19 protein-coding genes are annotated in these 19,996 nt (G+C 71.2%); 8 read left to right on the top strand and 11 right to left on the bottom strand.

The annotated features are described in order from the left end of the window. Window positions 1–1,053, bottom strand: a complete 1,053-nt coding sequence (locus tag ACFSZT_RS20775) for a thiolase domain-containing protein (protein ID WP_377385650.1) — start codon at window positions 1,051–1,053, stop codon at window positions 1–3. Window positions 1,054–1,063: 10 nt separating this feature from the next. Then, window positions 1,064–2,059 (bottom strand): Zn-ribbon domain-containing OB-fold protein, encoded by a 996-nt coding sequence (locus ACFSZT_RS20770; RefSeq protein WP_377385647.1) that lies wholly within the window; start codon window positions 2,057–2,059, stop codon window positions 1,064–1,066. 101 nt (window positions 2,060–2,160) lie between these two features. On the opposite strand from ACFSZT_RS20770, the gene ACFSZT_RS20765 reads away from it, so the two are divergent. Further along, the gene (locus ACFSZT_RS20765) at window positions 2,161–3,738 is read left to right on the top strand and encodes an acyl-CoA synthetase (protein ID WP_377385644.1); all 1,578 of its coding nucleotides are present in this window, start codon (window positions 2,161–2,163) and stop codon (window positions 3,736–3,738) included. A 5-nt stretch (window positions 3,739–3,743) separates the two neighbouring features. Here ACFSZT_RS20765 and ACFSZT_RS20760 read toward each other — a convergent pair whose 3' ends face one another. Beyond that, window positions 3,744–4,532, bottom strand: coding sequence for a crotonase/enoyl-CoA hydratase family protein (locus ACFSZT_RS20760; RefSeq protein ID WP_377385642.1), 789 nt, complete (start codon window positions 4,530–4,532; stop codon window positions 3,744–3,746). Window positions 4,533–4,601: 69 nt separating this feature from the next. Here ACFSZT_RS20760 and ACFSZT_RS20755 point away from each other — a divergent pair, with 69 nt between their 5' ends. Together ACFSZT_RS20755 and ACFSZT_RS20750 are read left to right on the top strand one after the other, a co-directional pair. Beyond that, the gene (locus ACFSZT_RS20755) at window positions 4,602–6,221 is read left to right on the top strand and encodes an acyl-CoA synthetase (RefSeq protein ID WP_377385639.1); all 1,620 of its coding nucleotides are present in this window, start codon (window positions 4,602–4,604) and stop codon (window positions 6,219–6,221) included. Between the two features lie 13 nt (window positions 6,222–6,234). Then, window positions 6,235–7,347, top strand: a complete 1,113-nt coding sequence (locus ACFSZT_RS20750; protein WP_377385636.1) for an NAD(P)H-dependent flavin oxidoreductase — start codon at window positions 6,235–6,237, stop codon at window positions 7,345–7,347. Here ACFSZT_RS20750 and ACFSZT_RS20745 read toward each other — a convergent pair. Then, entirely contained in the window at window positions 7,334–8,563 is a 1,230-nt protein-coding gene (locus ACFSZT_RS20745) for an APC family permease (protein ID WP_377385633.1), read from the bottom strand. The two genes, ACFSZT_RS20750 and ACFSZT_RS20745, sit on opposite strands and share 14 nt — an antisense overlap. Before the next feature lie 41 nt (window positions 8,564–8,604). Between ACFSZT_RS20745 and ACFSZT_RS20740 the strand changes: the two genes are divergently transcribed. Then, entirely contained in the window at window positions 8,605–9,063 is a 459-nt protein-coding gene (locus ACFSZT_RS20740; protein ID WP_377385631.1) for a hypothetical protein, read from the top strand. 20 nt (window positions 9,064–9,083) lie between these two features. After that, window positions 9,084–9,596, top strand: coding sequence for an SRPBCC family protein (locus tag ACFSZT_RS20735; RefSeq protein WP_377385628.1), 513 nt, complete (start codon window positions 9,084–9,086; stop codon window positions 9,594–9,596). Here the strand turns inward: ACFSZT_RS20735 and ACFSZT_RS20730 are convergent. The 4 genes from ACFSZT_RS20730 to ACFSZT_RS20715 all read right to left on the bottom strand — a co-directional run bounded on the left by ACFSZT_RS20730 (window position 9,526) and on the right by ACFSZT_RS20715 (window position 14,812). After that, window positions 9,526–11,202 carry a fumarate hydratase gene (locus ACFSZT_RS20730; RefSeq protein WP_377385626.1) on the bottom strand — a complete coding sequence of 559 codons (1,677 nt, stop codon included), beginning with the start codon at window positions 11,200–11,202 and terminating at the stop codon, window positions 9,526–9,528. The two genes, ACFSZT_RS20735 and ACFSZT_RS20730, sit on opposite strands and share 71 nt — an antisense overlap. A 388-nt stretch (window positions 11,203–11,590) precedes the next feature. Then, window positions 11,591–12,619: a sigma-70 family RNA polymerase sigma factor gene (locus tag ACFSZT_RS20725; protein ID WP_377385623.1), complete on the bottom strand. Its 1,029-nt coding sequence runs from the start codon at window positions 12,617–12,619 to the stop codon at window positions 11,591–11,593. Window positions 12,620–12,875: 256 nt separating this feature from the next. Then, on the bottom strand, window positions 12,876–13,301 hold the full coding sequence (gene dtd / locus ACFSZT_RS20720; protein WP_377385620.1) for a D-aminoacyl-tRNA deacylase: 426 nt from the start codon (window positions 13,299–13,301) through the stop codon (window positions 12,876–12,878). Further along, window positions 13,298–14,812 (bottom strand): DUF7782 domain-containing protein, encoded by a 1,515-nt coding sequence (locus tag ACFSZT_RS20715; protein ID WP_377385617.1) that lies wholly within the window; start codon window positions 14,810–14,812, stop codon window positions 13,298–13,300. The genes dtd and ACFSZT_RS20715 overlap by 4 nt, the downstream gene beginning before the upstream one ends. Window positions 14,813–14,868: 56 nt before the next feature. Here ACFSZT_RS20715 and ACFSZT_RS20710 point away from each other — a divergent pair, with 56 nt between their 5' ends. Next, complete coding sequence (locus ACFSZT_RS20710) at window positions 14,869–16,143, top strand: amidohydrolase (RefSeq protein WP_377385614.1); 1,275 nt, start codon at window positions 14,869–14,871, stop codon at window positions 16,141–16,143. 17 nt (window positions 16,144–16,160) lie between these two features. Further along, window positions 16,161–16,499 (top strand): DUF3099 domain-containing protein, encoded by a 339-nt coding sequence (locus ACFSZT_RS20705; RefSeq protein WP_377385611.1) that lies wholly within the window; start codon window positions 16,161–16,163, stop codon window positions 16,497–16,499. A 4-nt stretch (window positions 16,500–16,503) separates the two neighbouring features. On the opposite strand, the gene ACFSZT_RS20700 is transcribed toward ACFSZT_RS20705, so the two are convergent. Then, on the bottom strand, window positions 16,504–17,397 hold the full coding sequence (locus tag ACFSZT_RS20700) for a carbohydrate kinase family protein (RefSeq protein WP_377386848.1): 894 nt from the start codon (window positions 17,395–17,397) through the stop codon (window positions 16,504–16,506). 2 nt (window positions 17,398–17,399) lie between these two features. After that, window positions 17,400–18,299, bottom strand: a complete 900-nt coding sequence (locus ACFSZT_RS20695) for a pseudouridine-5'-phosphate glycosidase (RefSeq protein ID WP_377386845.1) — start codon at window positions 18,297–18,299, stop codon at window positions 17,400–17,402. 101 nt (window positions 18,300–18,400) lie between these two features. Between ACFSZT_RS20695 and ACFSZT_RS20690 the strand changes: the two genes are divergently transcribed. Continuing rightward, window positions 18,401–18,649 carry a DUF3039 domain-containing protein gene (locus ACFSZT_RS20690; protein WP_377385608.1) on the top strand — a complete coding sequence of 83 codons (249 nt, stop codon included), beginning with the start codon at window positions 18,401–18,403 and terminating at the stop codon, window positions 18,647–18,649. Here the strand turns inward: ACFSZT_RS20690 and ACFSZT_RS20685 are convergent. Then, window positions 18,616–19,851: a YihY/virulence factor BrkB family protein gene (locus tag ACFSZT_RS20685; protein ID WP_377385605.1), complete on the bottom strand. Its 1,236-nt coding sequence runs from the start codon at window positions 19,849–19,851 to the stop codon at window positions 18,616–18,618. The two genes, ACFSZT_RS20690 and ACFSZT_RS20685, sit on opposite strands and share 34 nt — an antisense overlap. Window positions 19,852–19,996 lie beyond the last annotated feature (145 nt).

Raw genomic sequence — 19,996 nt, 5'->3', positions numbered from 1 at the left:
TCAGCCCCTCTCCAGGACGGCCACCAGGTTCTGCTGCAACGCGGGCCCGCTGGTCGCGTGTGCCAGCGCGCGCGTCGCGTCGCCGGAGTGGATGCGGCGGGCGGCCTCACCGATCCGGACGAGACCGGCGGCGAACATCGGGTTGCCCGTCAGCGCGCCACCCGACGGGTTGATCCGGACGTCGTCGCCGAGGCCCAGTGCGTCGCGGACGATCAGCTCCTGGTGGGTGAACGGCGCGTGCAGTTCGGCCACCTCGACGTTCGTGGCGCCGGCCGCCGCGCCCGCGGCCGCGGTGGACGGCGAGCGGGTGAGGTCCCGTGCTCCGAGTGCCGGCGTCTCGATCCGGTGCTCGATGCCGGTGATGACGGCGGGCCGCTCGATGAGGTCACGGGCCCGCTCGGCGGAGGCGAGCACGATCACCGCCGCACCGTCGGAGACGGGTGCGATGTCGTGGGCGCGCAGCGGGTCGGCCACCACCGGGGACTCCAGCAGCTCCGCCGCCTCGACCTGGCCACCCACCTGCGCGCACGGGTTCCCCGTCGCGTCGCGCCTGCTGCGGGCGGCGACCTCGGCGAGGTCCTTCTCGCTCCACAGCCCGGCCTCCAGGCCGAGCCGTGCCTGCAGCCCGGCGATACCGACCGAGTCCGGCCACAGCGGCGCGGTGACGTACGGGTCGAGTTGCAGTGCCAGGACTCGCCGCAGTTCGCCGGCCGACGACTTGCCGAAGCCGTACACGAGCGCGGTGTCCACCTCACCCATCCGGATCTTCAGCCACGCCTCGTAGAGCGCCCAGGCGGCGTCCATCTCCACATGCGACTCGTGGATCGGCGGGAACGCGCCGATCGCGTCGATGGCGGAGATGAACGAGAACGCCCGGCCCGCCAGGTAGTCCGAGGAACCCGAGCACCAGAACCCGATGTCCTTCTTGGACAATCCGGTTCGCTGGTAGACCTCCTTGAAGATCGGCACCAGCATCTCGACGCCGTTGGTGGTCCCGTGGGTTCGCCGCACGCTCGGTGCCTGGGCGAACGCGACCACCGCAACATCAGTCATCAGTGACCCCTCACAGGTGGTGGGCGAAGGATTCGTACGGCGCGTCGGGCTCGCCGGTCGGTTCGAAGTGCGCGATGTTCTCGAGCGTCGTCGACCATTCCTCGCGTGGCCGCCATGCGGCGCGCACCCGCATGCCCATCCGCACCTCCGAGGCCGCACAGCCGAGGACGAGGTGCAGGAACGCGATGTCGGCGCCGTCGAGCAGGATGTAGGCCGCGACGTAGGGCGGCGTGATGCGCTGGCCGAGGAACGGCACGTTGACGATGCAGAACGTCGTGACGATCCCGGTGTCCGGCAGCTCGACCTCGTCGGTGGTCGGCACGCCGTCGGTGGGGCAGGCGCCGCGCGGTGGGATGTAGACCTTGCCGCAGGCCGGGCAGCGCTGCCCGAGCAGCCTGCCTTCGGCGAGGCCGCGCAGATAGCGGCTCTCCTCGGGCGAGGCCGAATGCTCGTAGCCGAGGTGGATGGGGGTGACGATCGTGCTCACCGGCGCGCCCTCCTCGCGGGTCGCGACCGGAGGCGGGGGCGGTGTGGGAGCCGGATCCGGCGGCGGCGACTCGGTGCTCACGAAGTAGGCGATGTCGCGGATGTGCCCGACCGGCTCGTCGGCCCACCGGGCGCGGACGCGCATTCCCGTGCGGACGGCGTCGGGGGAGCCGGCGTCGACGGCGTGGAGCAGGGCGGTGTGCGCGCCGTCCAGGGTGATCAGCGCCCAGGCGAACGGCCGCTGGATCGGCTGTCCCGCCAGTGGCTCGGCCACCCACGACCACGACTGGACGGTGCCCTCGTCGGCCACGTCGACGAACTCGGTGAGCGCCTCGGCGGTCACCGGGTCGTACTCCACGGGCGGGACGTGCACCCGGCCGTCGGAGCCCCGCACGCCGACGATGCGCCGTTCGCGCAGGGCGTTGACGAAGCGGCCGAGGACCGGGCCGACCGAGCGGGTGTAGTCGAACCCCACGTCGAGCGGGGCGGACAGCGGTGTCTCGGATTCGAGAGCAGTCACGGTCAGAAGTGAAACACGTTCCTTGTCCTTAAGCAAGCATCGCAACGGTGTTCGACAAGGATGTCCTTGCCACCTATTGAAACCAGTTCTAGATTTTCGATATGCCTTCAACAACCACGCCGACGACGACGGAGACCATCGGTCTGTGGAACATCGCCGCCGAGCGTCCTGAGCTCACCGCGATGGTCGACCCGGACGGCACCGAGGTCAGCTACGGCGAACTCGCCGCCAAGGCCAACTCCTACGCCCGCGGCCTTCAGGCGCTCGGTCTCGAGACCGGCGACGCGATCGTCGTGCTTCAGCCCAACGGCGTCGAACTCGTCGCCGCGTACTTCGCCGCGATCCAGTCCGGGCTCTACGTCGTGATGGCCAACTGGCACCTCGTGGGGCCCGAGATCGCCTACATCCTCCGCGATTCGGGCGCCAAGGCCTTCCTGGCGCACGAGCGGTTCGCCGCCGTCGCGGTCGCGGCGGCCGACGAAGCCGGGATCTCCCCGCGCGCCCGCTTCGCGGTCGGCGCGGTCCTCGGTTTCCGGCGCATCGAGGAACTCGGGGCGGGGGAGGGCGACGGCAGGCCCCAGCGGCGCACCGCCGGCTCGCCGATGCTCTACACCTCGGGCACCACGGGCAGGCCCAAGGGAGTGCGGCGGCCGCTGACGGGCGCCGACCCGGACGCGGTTCCGGTGGCCTCGACCTCGTTCTTCGCGTTGTTCGGCATCGCGCCGTTCGACGGCCACGTGCACCTCTGCGGCTCGCCGCTGTACCACACGGCGGTGCTCAACTTCGTCGCGATCTCGATCCAGCTGGGCCATCCCGCCGTACTCATGGATCGCTGGGATCCCGAGGAGATGCTGCGGCTCATCGAACGCCACCGGGTGACGCACAGCCACATGGTGCCCACACAGTTCCGCCGGTTGCTGGCGTTGCCGGACGAGGTGCGCCTGCGCTACGACGTGTCGTCGCTGCGGGTCATGATCCACGGCGCGGCGCCGTGCCCGCAGGAGATCAAGCGGCGCATGCTCGAGTGGTGGGGACCGGTGGTCACCGAGTACTACGCCGCGACCGAAGGCGGCGGCACGGTGATCAGCGGCGAGGAGTGGCTGCGCAAGCCGGGGTCGGTGGGCAGGCCGTGGCCGAACTCGACCGTGAAGGTGCTCGACGACGACGGCAACGAGCTGCCGCCGGGCGAGCCCGGCATCGTCTACATGCGCATGGGCGGCTCGAACTTCGAATACCACAACGACCGGGAGAAGACCGAGCGGTCTCGCGTGGGCGATCTGTTCACGCTCGGCGACGTCGGATACCTCGACGAGGACGGCTACCTGTACCTGCACGACCGCAAGAACGACATGATCATCTCCGGTGGTGTGAACATCTATCCGGCCGAGATCGAGAACGAGCTGGTGCTGCATCCGAAGGTCGCCGACGTCGCGGTGTTCGGCGTGCCGCACGACGACTGGGGTGAGGAGATCAAGGCCGTCGTGCAGCCCGCCGAGGGAGTCGAACCGTCATCGGAGCTGACCGAGGAGCTACTCGAATACGCGCGCGGCAGGCTGGCCAAGTTCAAGCTGCCCAAGAGCATCGACTATCACGCCGAGCTGCCGCGCGATCCCAACGGCAAGCTCTACAAGCGCACGCTGCGGGACCCGTACTGGCAGGGCCGGGACCGCGCCATCTGAGCTCGTCAGCGCCCCCGGAACCGCGGCGTGCGCTTCTCGGCGAAGGCGCGCGGGCCTTCCTGGGCGTCCTCGCTGGCGAACACGGCCACCCCGTACTGCGATTCCAGCTTGAACGCCTCCTCCTCGTGCATGCCTTCGGTGTCGCGGATGGTGCGCAGGATGGCCTGCACCGCGAGCGGCCCGTTGGCGGCGATCGTGTCGGCGATCTCGAGGGCGCGGTCGAGGGCGGTGCCGTCGGGCACGACCTGACCGATCAGCCCGATCTCCTTGGCCTCGGCGGCCGTGATGTGCCTGCCCGTCAGCAGGATCTCGGCCGCGACCGTGTACGGGATCTGCCGGGGCAGGCGCACCGCGGACCCTCCGAGCGGGAACAGCCCCCACCTCGCCTCCGACACACCGAACCGGGCGCTCTCGCCGGCGATCCGGATGTCGGTGGCCTGCAGGATCTCCGTGCCGCCCGCGATGGCGGGGCCTTCCACCGCGGCGATGAGCGGCTTGGTCAGTCTCCTGCCCTTGAGCAGGCCGTCCATCCGGCTCGGGTCGAAGGCCCGCTTCTCGAACGACGACGACGGGCTGTGGCTGTTCATCGCCTTCAGATCGGCGCCGGCGCAGAATGCCCCGCCCGCGCCGGTCAGCACACAGCTGCGGATCTCCGGATCGGTGTCGACGCGGTCCCAGGCCTCGGTCATGATCGCCAGCATCTCGCCGCTGAGCGCGTTGCGAGCCTGCGGCCGGTTCATCGTCACCACGAGCGTGTGCCCGCGTTGTTCCACCAGAGCGTGCGCCTGTGTCATCGCTGCCTCTCGGTCGGAGAAATCGACTGCTCCATTGCCCAGAACAATAACATGTTCTAGTTTGTTCTCGTGGCCTTCAACATCGCGGACCTGCTGGAGCACGCCGTCGACGTCGTGCCGGATCGCACCGCGGTCATCTGCGGTGACCGGCTCCTCACCTATGCCGAACTGGACGAGCGCGCCAACCGGCTCGCCCACCATCTCGCCGAGCAGGGCATCGGCCAGGGCGACCACATCGGCGTGTACTCCAGGAATTCACTCGAGATGATCGAAACGATGTTCGCGGCGTACAAGCTCCGCGCCATCGCGATCAACGTCAACTACCGGTATGTGGAGAGCGAACTCGCCTACTTGTTCACCAATGCCGATCTGGTGGCTCTCGTCCACGAGAGGCACTACTCCGAGAGGGTGGCCGCGGTGCTGCCCGGTGCGCCAACTCTGAAACACGTTTTAGTCGTCGAGGACGGCAGTGACGCCGACTTCGCGGCCCACGGCGGCGTGCCCTACGAAGAGGCGATCGCGGCGGGCTCGCCCGAGCGAGGATTCGGCGAGCGCAGCGGCGACGACCTCTACATCCTCTACACGGGCGGCACCACGGGTTACCCCAAGGGCGTCATGTGGCGGCACGAGGACGTCTTCCGTGCACTCGGTGGCGGCATCGACTTCGTCACCGGCGAGTACGTGCCCGACGAGTGGACCCTGGCCGAGCAGGGCAGGCAGGGCGCGCTCGTGCGGCTCCCCGTGGCGCCCCTCATCCACGGCGCGGCGCAGTGGGCGGCTTTCGGGGCGCTGTTCGCGGGCGGCACGGTGGTGTTCGTCCCGCAGTTCGATCCCGACGAGGTGTGGCGGGCCGTGGAGCGGCACAAGGTCAATGTGCTCACCATCGTCGGTGACGCCATGGCCCGGCCGCTGCTCGATGCCTACCACGGCAACGGCTACGACGCGTCCTCGCTCGTCGCGGTCTCCAGCCATGCCGCGTTGTTCTCGCAGTCGGTCAAGCAGGAGTACCTCGCCACGTTCCCGAACGTGGTCCTCACCGACGCCATCGGCTCCTCCGAGAGCGGCTTCACCGGTATCGGCATGATGGCCAAGGACGCCGACCATTCCGCCGGTCCGCGGGTGAACTTCGGCAAGGACGCGGTGCTTCTCGACGACGACGGCGGAGTCGTGCCCGCCGAACCGGGAGCGGTGGGGCGCATCGGCAGGCGTGGTCACGTGCCGCTCGGCTACTACAAGGATCCGGCCAAGAGCGAAACGATCTTCGTCGAGGTGGACGGCGTGCGGTACGTCGTTCCCGGCGACTATGCCCGCTACGAGGACGACGGCACCGTCACGTTGCTCGGCCGGGGTTCGCAGTGCGTGAACACCGGCGGCGAGAAGGTGTTCCCCGAGGAGGTCGAGGGCGCGCTGAAGTCGCACCCCGACGTCTTCGACGCCCTCGTCATCGGCGTCCCCGACGGCCGGCTCGGACAGCGTGTCGGTGCCATCGTGCAACCCCGCGCCGGGCGCACCCTCGACCTCACCGCACTCGACGCACACGTGCGCACCGAGATCGCCGGCTACAAGGTGCCGCGCAGCATCTGGATCGTCGCCGAGATCGCCCGGCTGCCGAGCGGCAAACCGGACTATCCGTGGGCCCAGCGGCACGCGGCCGAGCACGAGCCCGCCGCCGATTTGCTGAAAGCGTAGGAGGACACCACCCATGCGCACCGCGCTGTGCGACACCCTCGGCATCGACGTGCCGATCATCGGCTTCACCCCGTCCGAGCACGTCGCCGCCGCCATCAGCCGGGCCGGAGGGCTCGGCGTGCTCGGCTGCGTCCGGTTCAACGACGCCGAGGAACTCGACAAGGTGCTCGGCTGGATGGACTCCAACACCGATGGCAAGCCCTACGGCGTGGACGTCGTCATGCCGTCGAAGATCCCGGCCGAGGGCGCGCCCGCCGACCTGACGAAGCTGATCCCCGACGAGCACAAGACGTTCGTCGAGCGCACGCTCACCGAGCTCGGGGTGCCGGAACTGCCCGCGGGCACGGACGAGCGGGAGGGCGTGCTGGGCTGGCTGCACTCGGTGGCACGGTCGCACGTCGAGGTCGCGCTCGAACACCCCATCCGCCTCATCGCCAACGCACTCGGTTCGCCGCCGGTGGACGTCATCGAACAGGCGCATGACCACGGTGTCCCGGTCGCCGCACTGGCGGGCAAGGCCGAGCACGCCGTGCGGCACGTCGACAACGGTGTCGACTTCGTCGTCGCCCAGGGCTACGAGGCGGGCGGCCACACCGGCGAGATCGCCTCGATGGTGCTGTTGCCCGAGATCGTCGACGCGGTGGGGGACCGGGCACCGGTGCTCGCCGCCGGCGGCATCGGCTCCGGCAGGCAGGCCGCGGCGGCACTCGCGCTGGGTGCCGCGGGGGTCTGGACCGGGTCGATCTGGCTGGCGACGCGGGAGTATCTGGAGACGATGCCGGAATCGGAGGCCATGCAGCAGGCACTCGTCGCCGCCGGCTCGTCGGACACCGTGCGGACCCGGATCTACACCGGCAAGCCCGCGCGGTTGCTCAAGACCCGGTGGACCGAGGCGTGGGCCCAGCCCGGCGCCCCGGAGCCACTCCCGATGCCGCTGCAGAACCTGCTCGTGGCACCCGCCCACAACCGGATCCACGCCGCCGCCGACCCGTCGGTGGTGTCCATGCCGGTCGGCCAGATCGTCGGGCGGCTGACCGAGATCCGCGGCGTCACCGACATCGTGGCGGAGCTCGCCGGTGGCTTCCGCACGGCCGTCGACCGGCTCGTCGCGATCAAGGACGCCTGAGCGCGTAGCCCACCACGCCCACGGCGAGCACGGCGGCACCGGCGAGGACGGCGGAGACCGGCAGGCTCGCGGCCAGCAGCACACAACCGGTGAACCCGACCGCGGGCACGACCCGCCGGGCGCCGAGAGTCCAGGCGCTCGCGTTCGCGATGGCGTAGTAGGTCAGCACCGCGAACGACGAGAAACCGATCGCGCCGCGCAGATCGACGACGGCTGCCAGCAGTGCCACGACCGCGCCGACGGCCAGCTCGGCCCGGTGCGGGACCCCGAACCGCGGATGGACGGCCGCGAGTCCGCGCGGCAGGTGGCCGTCGCGCGCCATCGCCAGCACCGTCCGGGAGACGCCGAGCACCAGCGCCAGCAACGCGCCGAGCGCGGCGAGCGCGGCACCGGTCCGGACCACCGGCGTGAGCCCGGGCCAGTCCGTCGCGGCGACGGCGACGGCCAGCGGATCGCCGGCCGAGGCCACAGTGGACGAACCGAGCTGGGCCAGCAGCACGGCCGCCACGACGGCGTAGACGACGAGCACGATGCCCAACGCCCACGCGATCGCCCTCGGAATGGTGCGGGCAGGGTCGCGGACCTCCTCGCCGAGCGTCGCGACGCGGGCGTACCCGGCGAAGGCGAAGAACAGCAGCCCGGCCGCCTCCAGGATGCCGGTGGCACCCGTCCCGGCGAGGGGGAGCAGGCGGTGCGCGCTCGGGCCACCTGCCACCAGCACCGCCACCACCGCCACGCCGAGCGCGAGGAGACTCAGCGTCACCAGCACCGTCGCGGCCCGGGTGGAGCGCCGCACGCCGCGGTAGTTCAGCGCCGTCAGCGCCGCGACCACGGCCACGGCGAGCAGGCCCCGCCACGGCTGTCCCAGCCCCGGTGCCGCGTAGGCCAGGACGGTGAGTGCCATGGCGGCGCAGCTCGCCGTCTTGCCGACGACGAAACCCCAGCCCGCCAGGTAGCCCCAGAACGGGCCGAGCCGTTCCCGGCCGTACACGTACGTTCCGCCGGACTCAGGATAGCGGATGGCCAGGCGTGCCGACGACGTCGCGTTGCAGTAGGCCACCACCGCGGCGATGGCGAGGCCGAGCAGCAGGCCGCTGCCCGCCGCGGCGGCCGCCGGGGCGAACGCCGTGAACACGCCCGCGCCGATCATCGCGCTGAGCCCCACCACCACGGCGTCGCCCGTGCCGAGCCTGCGCGCCAGCCGGTCCGTGCTCATGCCGTGCAACCTACCGCCGGGGCAGTTACGTCCAGTCGAACATGAGGTGGAAAGAGACGATCATCGGTGTCGCCGCCGGCGTGCTCGTGCTGACGGGGTGCGGCCAGGATCAGCCCGCGCCCGTCGAGTCGCCTCCGGCCTCGCAGGAGCTGACGAAGATGCCGGGCCGCCAGCCCGCCGAGCCGCCCGCCGACGGGGGCGGCCAGGTGCCCGCGGCCCAGCTCGACACCACCGGGCTCCCGAAGGGCTATCCGGCCGACGTGCGGGCCGAGGGGTCCACGCTGGTCATCACCGGGCAGGAAGGCGGCTGCAGCAAGGCCGGCGCCGAAGTGGGGGAGCAGCGCGGCGACCGGGTCACGGTCACCATGACCGAGACGAAGCCCGCGGACAAGAACGTCATGTGCACCATGGACATGCGGTACCCGCCGATCACCGTCCGGCTGGACGCGCCGCTCGGTGACCGCCTGCTGGTGCTCGAGTACGTCCAGCGAACGGACTGACCGCGGCTGCAGGTGGCGCCGTGCCACGCCGCCAGGTCAGTGTCACGCGCACGATTCCCCCTTCCGCGCCGCAGATCTTCGCCCTGCCCACCGACCCGGTCCAGCACCCGCTGCTCGACGGATCGGGCACGGTGCGGGCCGCCCGTGCCTGCGGTCCGCGGCGGCTGGAGCCGGGGTCGCGCTTCGCGATGGACATGCGGGTGGGCGTGCCCTACCGCCTCACCACCACCGTCGTCGAGTACGAGCAGAACCGGCTCATCGCGTGGCGGCACTTCTTCGGTCACCGCTGGCGCTGGGAACTCGACCCGGACGGCGACGGCCGCACGGCGGTGACGGAGACCTTCGACTGGTCCACCACGCGGCTGCCGTTCCTGCTGGACCGCACGCCGCTCCCCACCAGGAATCGCGCCGGCATCGAGCGGACGCTGGAGCGCCTGGCGGGGACCTTCGGCGACACGCGTCCTAACGGAACGAGATCTGCAGCACCGGCTCGGAGGTTTCGGCGAAGAAGTCGTTGCCCTTGTCGTCGATGACGATGAAGGCGGGGAAGTCCTCGACCTCGATCTTCCACACGGCTTCCATGCCCAGCTCGGGGTACTCGAGCACCTCGACCTTCTTGATGCAGTCCTGCGCGAGCCGGGCCGCCGGACCGCCGATGGAGCCGAGATAGAACCCGCCGTGTTTGCGGCACGACTCGGTGACCTGCTTCGACCGGTTGCCCTTCGCCAGCATCACCAGCGACCCGCCCGCGGCTTGGAACTGGTTGACGTAGGAGTCCATCCGGCCCGCGGTGGTGGGGCCGAACGAGCCGGAGGCGTAGCCGTCGGGCGTCTTGGCGGGGCCCGCGTAGTAGACCGGGTGATCGCGCAGGTACTGCGGCATCTCCTCGCCCGCCTCGAGCCGCTCGGCGATCTTGGCGTGCGCGATGTCGCGGGCGACCACGAGCGGCCCGGTGAGGCTCAGGCGCGTCTTCACCGGCAGCTGCGAGAGTTGCGCGCGGATCTCGTCCATCGGCCGGTTCAGGTCCACCGCGACGACCTCCTCGGACAGGTCGTCCTCGGTGACGTCCGGCAGGAACCGTGCCGGGTCGCGCTCCAGCTGCTCGATGAACACGCCGTCGGCGGTGATCTTCGCCTTGGCCTGCCGGTCGGCCGAGCACGACACGGCGATGCCGACCGGGCAGGACGCACCGTGCCGGGGCAGCCGGATCACGCGTACGTCGTGGCAGAAGTACTTCCCGCCGAACTGGGCGCCGATGCCGAACTGCCGCGTCATCTCGAGCACCTGCTGCTCGAGATCGGTGTCGCGGAAACCGTGGCCAAGTGGCGAACCCTCACGCGGCAGGTTGTCGAGGTAGCGCGCCGAGGCGAGCTTGGCGACCTTGAGGTTGAACTCGGCCGACATGCCGCCCACGACGATCGCCAGGTGGTACGGCGGGCAGGCCGCCGTGCCGAGGCTGCGCAGCTTCTCGTCCAGGAACTTCGCCAGGCGCTTCGGGTTCAGCACCGCCTTGGTCTCCTGGTACAGGAACGTCTTGTTGGCGCTGCCCCCGCCCTTGGCCATGAACAGGAACTCGTAGGCGGGATCGGAGGAGTCCCCGGCCGTGTTGTCCTTGTGGTACAGCTCCACCTGCGCGGGCAGGTTCGTGCCGGTGTTGCGCTCCTCCCAGAAGTTCAGCGGCGCCATCTGCGAATACCGCAGGTTGAGGTCCCGGTAGGCCTCGTAGATGCCGCGGGAGAGGGCCTCCTCGTCCGTGCCACCGGTGAGCACGCCTTCACTGCGCTTGCCGATCACGATCGCCGTGCCCGTGTCCTGGCACATCGGCAGCACCCCGCCCGCCGAGATCGCGGCATTGCGCAGCAGGTCCATCGCGACGAACCGGTCGTTGCCGCTGGCCTCGGGGTCGTCCACGATCGCGCGTAGCTGGGCCAGGTGCGAGGACCGCAGCAGGTGCTGGATGTCGGTGATGGCGGTCCGCGCCAGCGTGGTGAGCGCCTGCGGCTCGATCTCCAGGAACCGCCGGCCCGCTGCCTCGACGACCCGGACGCCGTCGGGCGTGACGAGCCGGTACTCGGTCTCGGTGTCCTTACCCAGCGGCAGGACGTCGGTGTGCTGGAACTGTGTGGTGGAAGAGGTCACTGCTCGGGCTCCGTCGCACGTGGTCAAAGGGGATTCGACCGTACAACGGCGCGTGCTCGCCCGGACCGCGCCGGTGGTCACGCGCGACGCAGATCACCCGCCCGCACACCGAAGACGGGCCCGGACGAGCGGAAGGCCGGGCCCCACCCCGAGGGACCCGGCCTTCTCAAGGGACAGCGGTGCGCACCGTGGACACGCGCCGCATTGCCCTAACCCCACTTCTGAAGACGTGCACGTCGCCGAATGGTTGCGCCACTGGGGGCGGCGACGTCCGTTCGTCCGGACGCTGGGCTGCCGCCAGATGCGCTGACCAGGCATTTCGGTCGTCTCGTGACCCGCGTCATAGTCGGCGCGGCTCTGGTGGTGGGGTCAGCGGTGATGCGGTGCGTCAGCTCGCGTAGGCGCGGAGTTTCGCGGCCCGCTCGCCCTGCCGGAGCTTGACCATGACCTCGCGCTCGATCTGGCGGACTCGCTCCCGGGAGAGCCCGAAGTGCTTGCCGATCTGGTCGAGCGTGCGCGGCTGGCCGTCGTCGAGGCCGTAGCGCAGCCGGATGACGTGCTGCTCGCGGTCGTCGAGGGTCGCCAGCACACGACGCATGTCGTCCTGGAGGAGCCCGGAGATGACGGCGTTCTCGGCGTCCGTGGCGTCGGAATCCTCGATGAAGTCGCCCAGCGGGGCGTCCTCCTCGTTGCCGACCGGCATGTCGAGGCTGACGGGGTCGCGGGCGTGGTCGAGCAGGTTCGCGACCTTCTCCGGGGCGATGCCCGATTCGGCGGCCAGTTCCTCGTTGGTGGCCTCACGGCCGAGCTTCTGGTGCAGGTCGCGTTTGATGCGCGCGAGCTTGTTCACCTGCTCCACGAGGTGGACGGGTAGGCGGATGGTGCGGCCCTGGTCGGCCATGCCCCGCGTGATGGCCTGCCGGATCCACCACGTCGCGTAGGTGGAGAACTTGAAGCCCTTGGAGTAGTCGAACTTCTCCACGGCGCGGATCAGGCCGAGGTTGCCTTCCTGGATGAGGTCGAGCAGCGGCATGCCGCGGCCGGTGTAGCGCTTGGCCAGCGACACCACCAGGCGGAGGTTGGCCTGCAGCAGGTGGTTCTTGGCCCGCCTGCCGTCCCGGACGATGGCACGCAGCTCGGACCGGCGTTCGTCGGAGAGCTCGGGGTCGGTGTCCAGCACGTGCTGGGCGAACACCCCGGCTTCGATCCGCTTGGCCAGGTCGACTTCTTCCTCCGCGCTCAGCAGCGCGGTCTTGCCGATGCCGTTGAGGTACACGCGGACGAGGTCCGCGGCCGGACCCTGGGCGTCGAGATCGGGCTCCTCTGCTGGCGCGGGCGCCACGTCCTCGACGGCGGCCATCGGGATGTTCCGCTCGCGGATCCCGCGGGCCTCACGGTCGAGAGTCTGGACGGACATTCTGCCTCCCCGGTCAACGGGCTCACGTCTCATGCGGTGCTCGTGCCCGCATTGCGCGCCGCGCACCAAGGCCTGTGGAACCCCTGCGCGCGGCCCAGCGTTCGTGCTGGACATCTCGAACAACGTCGGTGTCCGCGAAATCGTTCCCGGTCCGTTGAGGCGTGTTGAGTGGCTCACGTTCGAGCAAGCGCGAGGTTTCGGCAGCCGTGCGAGTGGGCACCGGGAAGCCGGTGGCGGGCGCGGTCTCGACCGCGCCTCAGACTTCGACGAGTACCGTGAACGGACCGTCGTTCACGCTGTGCACGGCCATCATCGCGCCGAATAGCCCCGTCGCCACGGTCGCGCCGCGCTCGCGCAGGGAGGCCACGACGGCGTCGACGAGTTTCTCCGCCGTCTCCGGCCTGGCCGCGGCCGTCCACGATGGACGGCGGCCTTTCCGGGTGTCGCCGTACAGGGTGAACTGGCTGACGACAAGCAGCGGCGCATGCGCGGTCGCGCATGATTCCTCGCCGCGCAGAATGCGAAGCTCGTACAGCTTCCGAGCCATTGTGGCCGCTTTGTCCGGTGTGTCGTCGGCGTGAATTCCCAGCAAAACCAACAAACCCGGTTCGTCGATCGCGCCGACGACGTCGCCGTCCACGGTGACGCTGGCTTCGGTCACCCGGGCCGCCACCGCCCTCATCTCCCGGTCACCTCCAGCATCCCGTGCCGGACGAGTTCGCGCACCACCGGCAATGCCGACTCCCGGAGGGTTTCCGGGTCCTCGCCGTGCGCGGCGGCCAGCAGGTCCAGCAGATCCGACAACGGCAGCACCCCGCGGCAGCCGGCGAGCAGTGCCGCGGTGAGCTCGTCGACCTCGTGCTGCCAGCCGGGCCCATCGGTGCGATGCAGGCGGCGGACCGTCGTGGCCCAGCCCTCGTCGCCGACGGCCTCGATGCGCTCCAGCACCACGGTGTCGGGGACCCGGAACGCCGTGCCGAGCAGGGCCTCGTCGCTGTGCGCCTCGTGCTCGCGCAACCACGCCACGCGGTCGAGCCAGGCGGCCGACTCGGCGCCGAGCGGGTCGTCGTAGGCCTGGCGGAGGTCCTCACACACGATCGTCGGCGTGGACCCGGTGCGCCGCAGGGTCACGAAGCCGAAACCGATCCCGCGCACGTCGTGGTCGGCGAACCAGTCGAGCCACGCGCCGGCCTTCGCGATGCCCTCGGGCGAGCGTGGGTCGATGCCGGCGTCCCGTAGCCACGTGCCGACGTACAGCGCGGGGTCGGCGACGTCCCGCTGGACGAACCACGCGTCCGTGCCGTGCGGCAGCCACCGGGTGACCCGGTCGGACCAGTCCTCACCGCCCACGTGGAGCCACGACGCCAGAAGGTGGCCCACGCCGCCGTCGGTGAGGAACGACGGCAGCTGCCGGACGACGAGGGCGCTGGCGTCGTCGCCGGCGAGCCCGGAGTCACGGTAGACGTAGTCCACGCGGGGCGGGCCCACGACGAACGGCGGGTTGCACACGATCTGGTCGAACGTCCGCCGCGCCACCGGGGCGAACCACTCACCCTGGAGCAGCTCCACATCCAGCTCGTTGAGCAGGAACGTCGCCCGGGCGAGGGCGAGCGCGCGCGGTGAGACGTCGGTCGCGGTGAGCCGCTCGGCGTGCCTGCTGGCGTGCAGGATCTGGACGCCGTTCCCGGTGCCGACGTCGAGCAGGGACCCCACCGGGCGCCTGCTGGTGGCCCGGATGAGACTCAGCGACGCATGCCCCACGCCCAGCACGTGATCCTCCGCGACCGGACGGCCGAGCTGGTCGGAGTCGAGGTCGGCTACCACCCACCACGATCCCTGCTCGTCGCCGTGCGGGCGGATGTCCAGCCCGGCGCGCAGGCGGCCGGGATCCTCGTCGTCGGGGCGCAGCACCCCGGCGGCCACGGCGTCGGCGAGGTCGAGCGGGGCGAACGCGGAGCGGACCTCGCCGGCAGGCTCGGCGAACCCGAGCAGGAACAGCCGGATCAACGTGCCGAGGTCGCCTGCGTCGCGGCTGGCGCGCAGCGCCGGGACCGGCTCGCCCCGGCCGAGGGCGGCGTGGGCGGCGGCGCCGAGGACCTCGACCACACCGTCGGCGTCGTAGTGGGCGCGCCGGAAGGCCTCCCGCAGGCGGGCACAGACGTCGGTGGTCAACTCGGGAAGGTCACCGTTCACGGTGTGTCATCGTCGCACGGTAGGCGGGCCCACGCGGTGCGTGGTCAGATGGGCGCATGGGGAACTCGCGTGCCGCGCACGTCCTGGCCGGTCTGGACGCGCGACTGCCCGCGCTGGAGCGCCTCTACGTCGACCTGCACCGGCATCCCGAGCTGGCCTTTGCCGAGACCCGTACCGCCGCCGTCGTCGCGCGCAGGCTGCGCGCGGACGGCTACACCGTGCACACGGGTATCGGCGGGACGGGGGTGGCCGGAGTCCTGCGTCGGGGAGACGGGCCGACGGTCCTGCTGCGCGCGGACATGGACGCCCTGCCGGTGGAGGAACGCACGGGTCTCGCCTACGCCAGCACCGCCCGCGCGGTGGACACCGAGGGCAGGCAGGTGCCCGTCATGCACGCGTGCGGGCACGACATGCACGTCACGTGGCTGTGCGGGGCCGCGTCGCTGCTGGCGGAGGTCCGCGCGTCCTGGTCGGGCACGCTGGTCGCGGTGTTCCAGCCCGCCGAGGAGGTGGGTCGCGGCGCCCGGGCCATGATCGACGACGGGCTCTTCGACCGGGTGGGGACGCCGGACGTCGTGTTCGGCCAGCACGTCACCCCGGCACCGGCAGGCTGGGTCCTCACCCGCCCGGACGTGCTCATGGCCGCGACCGACGCGCTGCGCGTCACCCTGCACGGCCGCGGCGGACACGGTTCGCGCCCCGAGACCACGGTCGACCCGGCCGTGCTCGCCGCCTCGGTGGTGCTGCGCCTGCAGACCATCGTCTCCCGGGAGCTGGCCGCCACCGAGCAGGCCGTGGTGACCGTGGGTTCCCTGCATGTCGGCTCCGCGCACAACGTCATCGCCGACGACGCGACCCTCGACCTCGACATCCGGAGCTTCACCCCGGAGGTCCGCACGCGCGTGCTCGCCGCCGTCGAGCGGATCGTGCGGGCCGAGGCCGACGCGGCCGCCGCATCCCGGCCACCGGACATCACGCCGATCGCGTCGTTCCCGGTGACCCGCAATGACCCCGCGGCGACCGAGCGCGTCCGGGCGGCGTTCGAGGAGCACTTCCCGGACGGCCGGGTGTGGGACGCGCCGCTCATCACGGGCAGTGAGGACGTCGGCGACTTCGGCGCAGCCGCCGGGGCCGCGTCGGTGTTCTGGCTGGTCGGAGGCGGGGATGAACGCAGGGTGCTGGATGCGCTGGCGACGGGGCGGTTCGAGACCGACGTCCCGTCGAACCACTCGTCACTGTTCGCGCCCGTGCCGCACCCCACGTTGCGCACCGGGGTGGAGGCCCTCGTCGTCGCGGCGCTGGACCGCCTCCGCGCCCCGGGTGTCGCCTGAGCCGGGACGGTGGGAGCATGGAAGCGGTGGAGGTGAGGCCGGTGGACGAGCACGACAGGCGAGTTGACCCGGTGCTGATCACCGCGGCAGCGCCTTCCTACGACGACGAGCTGGCCGCCCGCAAGCGCAAGTACGTCATCACGATGGGCCTGCGCTTCCCGTGCCTGATCCTGGCCGGCGTTTTCTACCACACGTGGTGGCTCGCGCTGACCTTCCTGGTGCTGTCGGTGCCGCTGCCGTGGATCGCGGTGCTGATCGCGAACGACCGTCCGCCACGCAAGGCGGAGAAGGTCAATCGCTATCAGCGGGAGGCCCGCGAGCTCGAGGCCCGCGAGCACCGCATCATCGACGGCTGAACACTCATCGGCCGCTCAGCACCGGCTGCGCGCCCACCTGACTGACGACTCGCGCGCCGAGCCGGACTCCGGCGAGCAGACTGTCCTCAATGGACTCGCCGCGGAGCACGGCCGCGAGCAGGCCGGCGTTGAAGGCGTCGCCCGCACCCGTGCTGTCCACGCACGGCGCCGATTCCGCGGGCACGGTCCGGATGCCGTCGCCGTCCACCCAGGCCGCGCCGTCGAGGCCGGTGGTGACCACGACGGCGCCGACCGTGTCCAGCAGTGCCCGCGCGGAGGCCGGGTCGGCATCGCCCGTCAGTGCCCGCAGCTCGGCGGCGTTCGGCAGCAGGAGGTCGACGCCGCGGACGTCGTCCAGGAAGGCGGCCGGATCCGTGATGAGCGACGCCGCCTGCGGATCGACCGACGTGGTCAGCCCGGCGGCCCGGGCCGCCTCCAGCGCCGCCAGACCCGCCGGCCGCGACGACGGGTCCAGCAGCACGTACCCGGACACGTGCAGATGCCGGGCGCCCGCCAGCACCGCGCGATCGACGTCGCTGGGGCGGAACCGCTTGTTGGCGCCGCGGTCGGGCAGCATGCTGCGCTGGCCGTCGGTGTCGACGAGCACCACCACGCAGCACGTGGGCTCCTCGTCGTCCACGGCGAACGCGCACGTCACACCGGTCGCTTCCAGCTCGCTGCGCAGCAGCCGGCCCGGCGCGTCGTCGCCGATCCGCGCGAGCAACGTCGGCTCGGCACCCGCCGCGCGCAGCCAGAGCGCCGTGTTCGCCCCGGCACCGCCTCCGGTCAGCCGGACCTGCGACCGCGTGTCGCCGCCGTGCACGATCGGCCCGTCGTGCCGGGCGACCACGTCCAGGCCGGCGTCACCGACCACCACGACCTTCCCCGCGCCGGGCATCGTCACCGCGCCAGCTCCACCGCGACCCGCGCGGCCAGCGCCGCGTTCGCCAGCACGAGCGCCTCGTTCGCGTCGAGGCTCGCGCCGCCGCTGGCCGTGTGGAAGTGCTCGAGCAGCACCGGGGTGACGTCCGAGCCGTGCACCCTGCGTTCGGCGACGAGCTCGAGCCCCTCGGCGAGCAACCGGTCGTGCAGGTCCTTGTCCATTTCGGACTCCGCGGGGACCGGGTTGGCCAGCACCACACCGGAATCGGCGAAGTGCCGGTGCGCCGCCACGGCAGCCGCCACCGCGGCCGGGTCGTCGACCCGGTGCGGCACGGGCAGCCCGGACGAGCGCAGGTAGAACGCGGGGAACTCGTCGACGCCATACCCGAGGACGGGCACCGACCGGGTCTCCAGCACCTCGAGCGTGGCCGGGATGTCCAGGATCGACTTCATGCCGGAACACACCACGAGGATCGGTGTCCGGCCGAGCACGCCGAGGTCGGCGGAGACGTCCCACGTGCAGGCGGCGCCCGGCGGAGGCAGGTGCACGCCGCCCAGGCCGCCGGTGGCGAAGACACCGATCCCGGCGGTGTGGGCGAGCACGGCCGTGCTGGCCACCGTGGTCGCACCGGAGCGGCCCTGGGCGAGGGTGGGCCCGAGGTCCCGCAGCGACAGTTTGTCGAGCTCGGCGTCCGGCGAGCACACCCGCTCCAGCTGCGCGGGGGAGAGACCCACGAGCGGCCGGCCGTCCAGCACGGCGATCGTGGCGGGGACGGCGCCGGCGTCCCGGACGGTCTGCTCGAGGCGGCGGGCCACCTCGAGGTTGCGGCCGGGCGGGAGGCCGTGGGCGAGCAGGGTGCTCTCGAGCGCGACGACGGCGGTTCCCGCGGCGAGCGCGTCGGCGACTTCGGCGGACATGGCGAGACGAGGGTTGCTGGTCACAGACGCATCCTGGCCCATCGGCCGGGTTCGATCTCCCGGCGGGTCACCGGAGCGGGGGAATGCGGCAAACTAGACGCATGAGCACTCAGACTCTGCCTGATGTCGACACCCGGCCGGAGGGTACCGACAGCACCGATGACGACGCGCCGAAGATGTTCCACTACGTGCGCAAGAACAAGATCGCCGAGAGCGCGGTCATGGGCACGCACGTGGTGGCGCTCTGCGGCGAGGTGTTTCCGGTGACGAAGTCGCCGAAGCCCGGCTCGCCCGTGTGCCCCGACTGCAAGCGGATCTACGAGAGCCTGCCGCCCGGCGGCGAGGAGTAGTCGGGATCGGAGGGCCCGGCCGGGCCCTCCTCCTCCGGGCGAGGTGAGCTGCGGGCGCGGCGCTCGTCGCCGGTCCCGGTGGCCGGCCGGCCGGGGAGCCGCGTCTCGGCGGGCGGCTCCGTCCCGGCCGCGGGAGTCGCGGGGGATTCGGAGGCCGGCTCGCTGTCCGGCTGGTCCTCTTTGCGTGGCCTGCGCAGCGGGATCGTAGTCCGCTGCCACAGGCTCATGCCCTCCTGCTCGCGAAGGCGCTCGTTCGCCCGCTCCAGCTCGAGCCGCCGCCACCTGCGCCGCTGCCTGCGGGTCATCTTCGCGGGCCACAGCTCCTGGATCGCGCTGTTGAAGTAGGCGCCCGCGACGATCGCCAGCCCGATGAAGAAGGTGAACAGCAGGAACGCGATGGGGGTCGCGAGCGCGCCGTAGGTGTAGCCGGTGGTCGTGATCCAGCTGATGTAGAACCGCAGCCCGATGCTGGAGAGCAGGAAGATCACCATCGCCAGCACGGCGCCGGGCAACCCGCGGTGCCACGGCAGCTTGCGGGGCAGCGCCACCTTGTACAGCGTCGCGAGCGCCAGCACGAGCAGCACCGCGACCGTCGGGTAGTACAGAACCCCCACCCACTGCGCGATGGTGGGCCGCCACCCGTCGGGGAAGAACTCCGGCAGCAGGTCGGGGCCGATCGCGACGATCGGCAGGCCCACGATGAGCAGGACCAGGCTCGCCAGGTAGAGCAGCAGGGCGAAGATCCGCTGCCACACCTCGTTGCGCACGCCGTACTGGTCGTGGGCCACCGTGATGGCGTCCACGAACGACGACATCGCCGACGAGCCCGCCCACAGTGAGATCAGGAAGCCGACCGAGACGATCTCGCTCTTGCCCGTCGTCAGGATGTCGTCGACGGTCGGCTCGATGATCTGCGTGACGACGCTCTCGCTGAAGATCGTCTCGGAGAAGTCGATGATGTTGTCGTGCACCTGCTGCACGACGACCTGGCCGAACCAGTCGCCGAGGAAGCCGAGGCTGCCGAGCAGGCCGAGCAGCAGCGGGGGCAGGGAGAGGGTCTGCCAGAACGCCGCCTCGGCCGCCTCGGAGAAGATGCTGCCGTCCCAGGCCTTGCTCAGGGTGCGGCTGAACAAGCGCAAGGGCCCCTTGCGCTTGGCCGTCGCGTCGCCCGGGTTCGGTGTCTCCATCGCGGTTTCCAGCATGGTCCATGAGCGGCGGTTCGGCGCGGCGGGTCCTCGGTATGTCGCCCGGCGTGCCGTGCCCCGTGGCCGTCGGTGGCGGCGGGTACGCTCTGCTGCGCGCCCTCACCGCGGACCGGCACGGCAGCCGGTCCGTGTCACGTGGGGG

The organism is Prauserella oleivorans (genome assembly GCF_042685745.1).
Classification (GTDB): domain Bacteria; phylum Actinomycetota; class Actinomycetes; order Mycobacteriales; family Pseudonocardiaceae; genus Prauserella_A; species Prauserella_A oleivorans.
Note: the sequence above shows the minus strand (reverse complement) of the source record. Positions and strands in the feature narration are given on the sequence as shown.

Coding starts and splice junctions, on each gene's coding strand:
- ACFSZT_RS20775 (WP_377385650.1), bottom strand. CDS start 1,053: ATGACTGATGTTGCGGTGGTCGCGTTCGCCCAGGCACCGAGCGTGCGG.
- ACFSZT_RS20765 (WP_377385644.1), top strand. CDS start 2,161: ATGCCTTCAACAACCACGCCGACGACGACGGAGACCATCGGTCTGTGG.
- ACFSZT_RS20760 (WP_377385642.1), bottom strand. CDS start 4,532: ATGACACAGGCGCACGCTCTGGTGGAACAACGCGGGCACACGCTCGTG.
- ACFSZT_RS20750 (WP_377385636.1), top strand. CDS start 6,235: ATGCGCACCGCGCTGTGCGACACCCTCGGCATCGACGTGCCGATCATC.
- ACFSZT_RS20745 (WP_377385633.1), bottom strand. CDS start 8,563: ATGAGCACGGACCGGCTGGCGCGCAGGCTCGGCACGGGCGACGCCGTG.
- ACFSZT_RS20740 (WP_377385631.1), top strand. CDS start 8,605: ATGAGGTGGAAAGAGACGATCATCGGTGTCGCCGCCGGCGTGCTCGTG.
- ACFSZT_RS20725 (WP_377385623.1), bottom strand. CDS start 12,619: ATGTCCGTCCAGACTCTCGACCGTGAGGCCCGCGGGATCCGCGAGCGG.
- dtd (WP_377385620.1), bottom strand. CDS start 13,301: ATGAGGGCGGTGGCGGCCCGGGTGACCGAAGCCAGCGTCACCGTGGAC.
- ACFSZT_RS20710 (WP_377385614.1), top strand. CDS start 14,869: ATGGGGAACTCGCGTGCCGCGCACGTCCTGGCCGGTCTGGACGCGCGA.
- ACFSZT_RS20705 (WP_377385611.1), top strand. CDS start 16,161: ATGGAAGCGGTGGAGGTGAGGCCGGTGGACGAGCACGACAGGCGAGTT.
- ACFSZT_RS20700 (WP_377386848.1), bottom strand. CDS start 17,397: ATGCCCGGCGCGGGGAAGGTCGTGGTGGTCGGTGACGCCGGCCTGGAC.
- ACFSZT_RS20695 (WP_377386845.1), bottom strand. CDS start 18,299: ATGTCCGCCGAAGTCGCCGACGCGCTCGCCGCGGGAACCGCCGTCGTC.
- ACFSZT_RS20690 (WP_377385608.1), top strand. CDS start 18,401: ATGAGCACTCAGACTCTGCCTGATGTCGACACCCGGCCGGAGGGTACC.
- ACFSZT_RS20685 (WP_377385605.1), bottom strand. CDS start 19,851: ATGCTGGAAACCGCGATGGAGACACCGAACCCGGGCGACGCGACGGCC.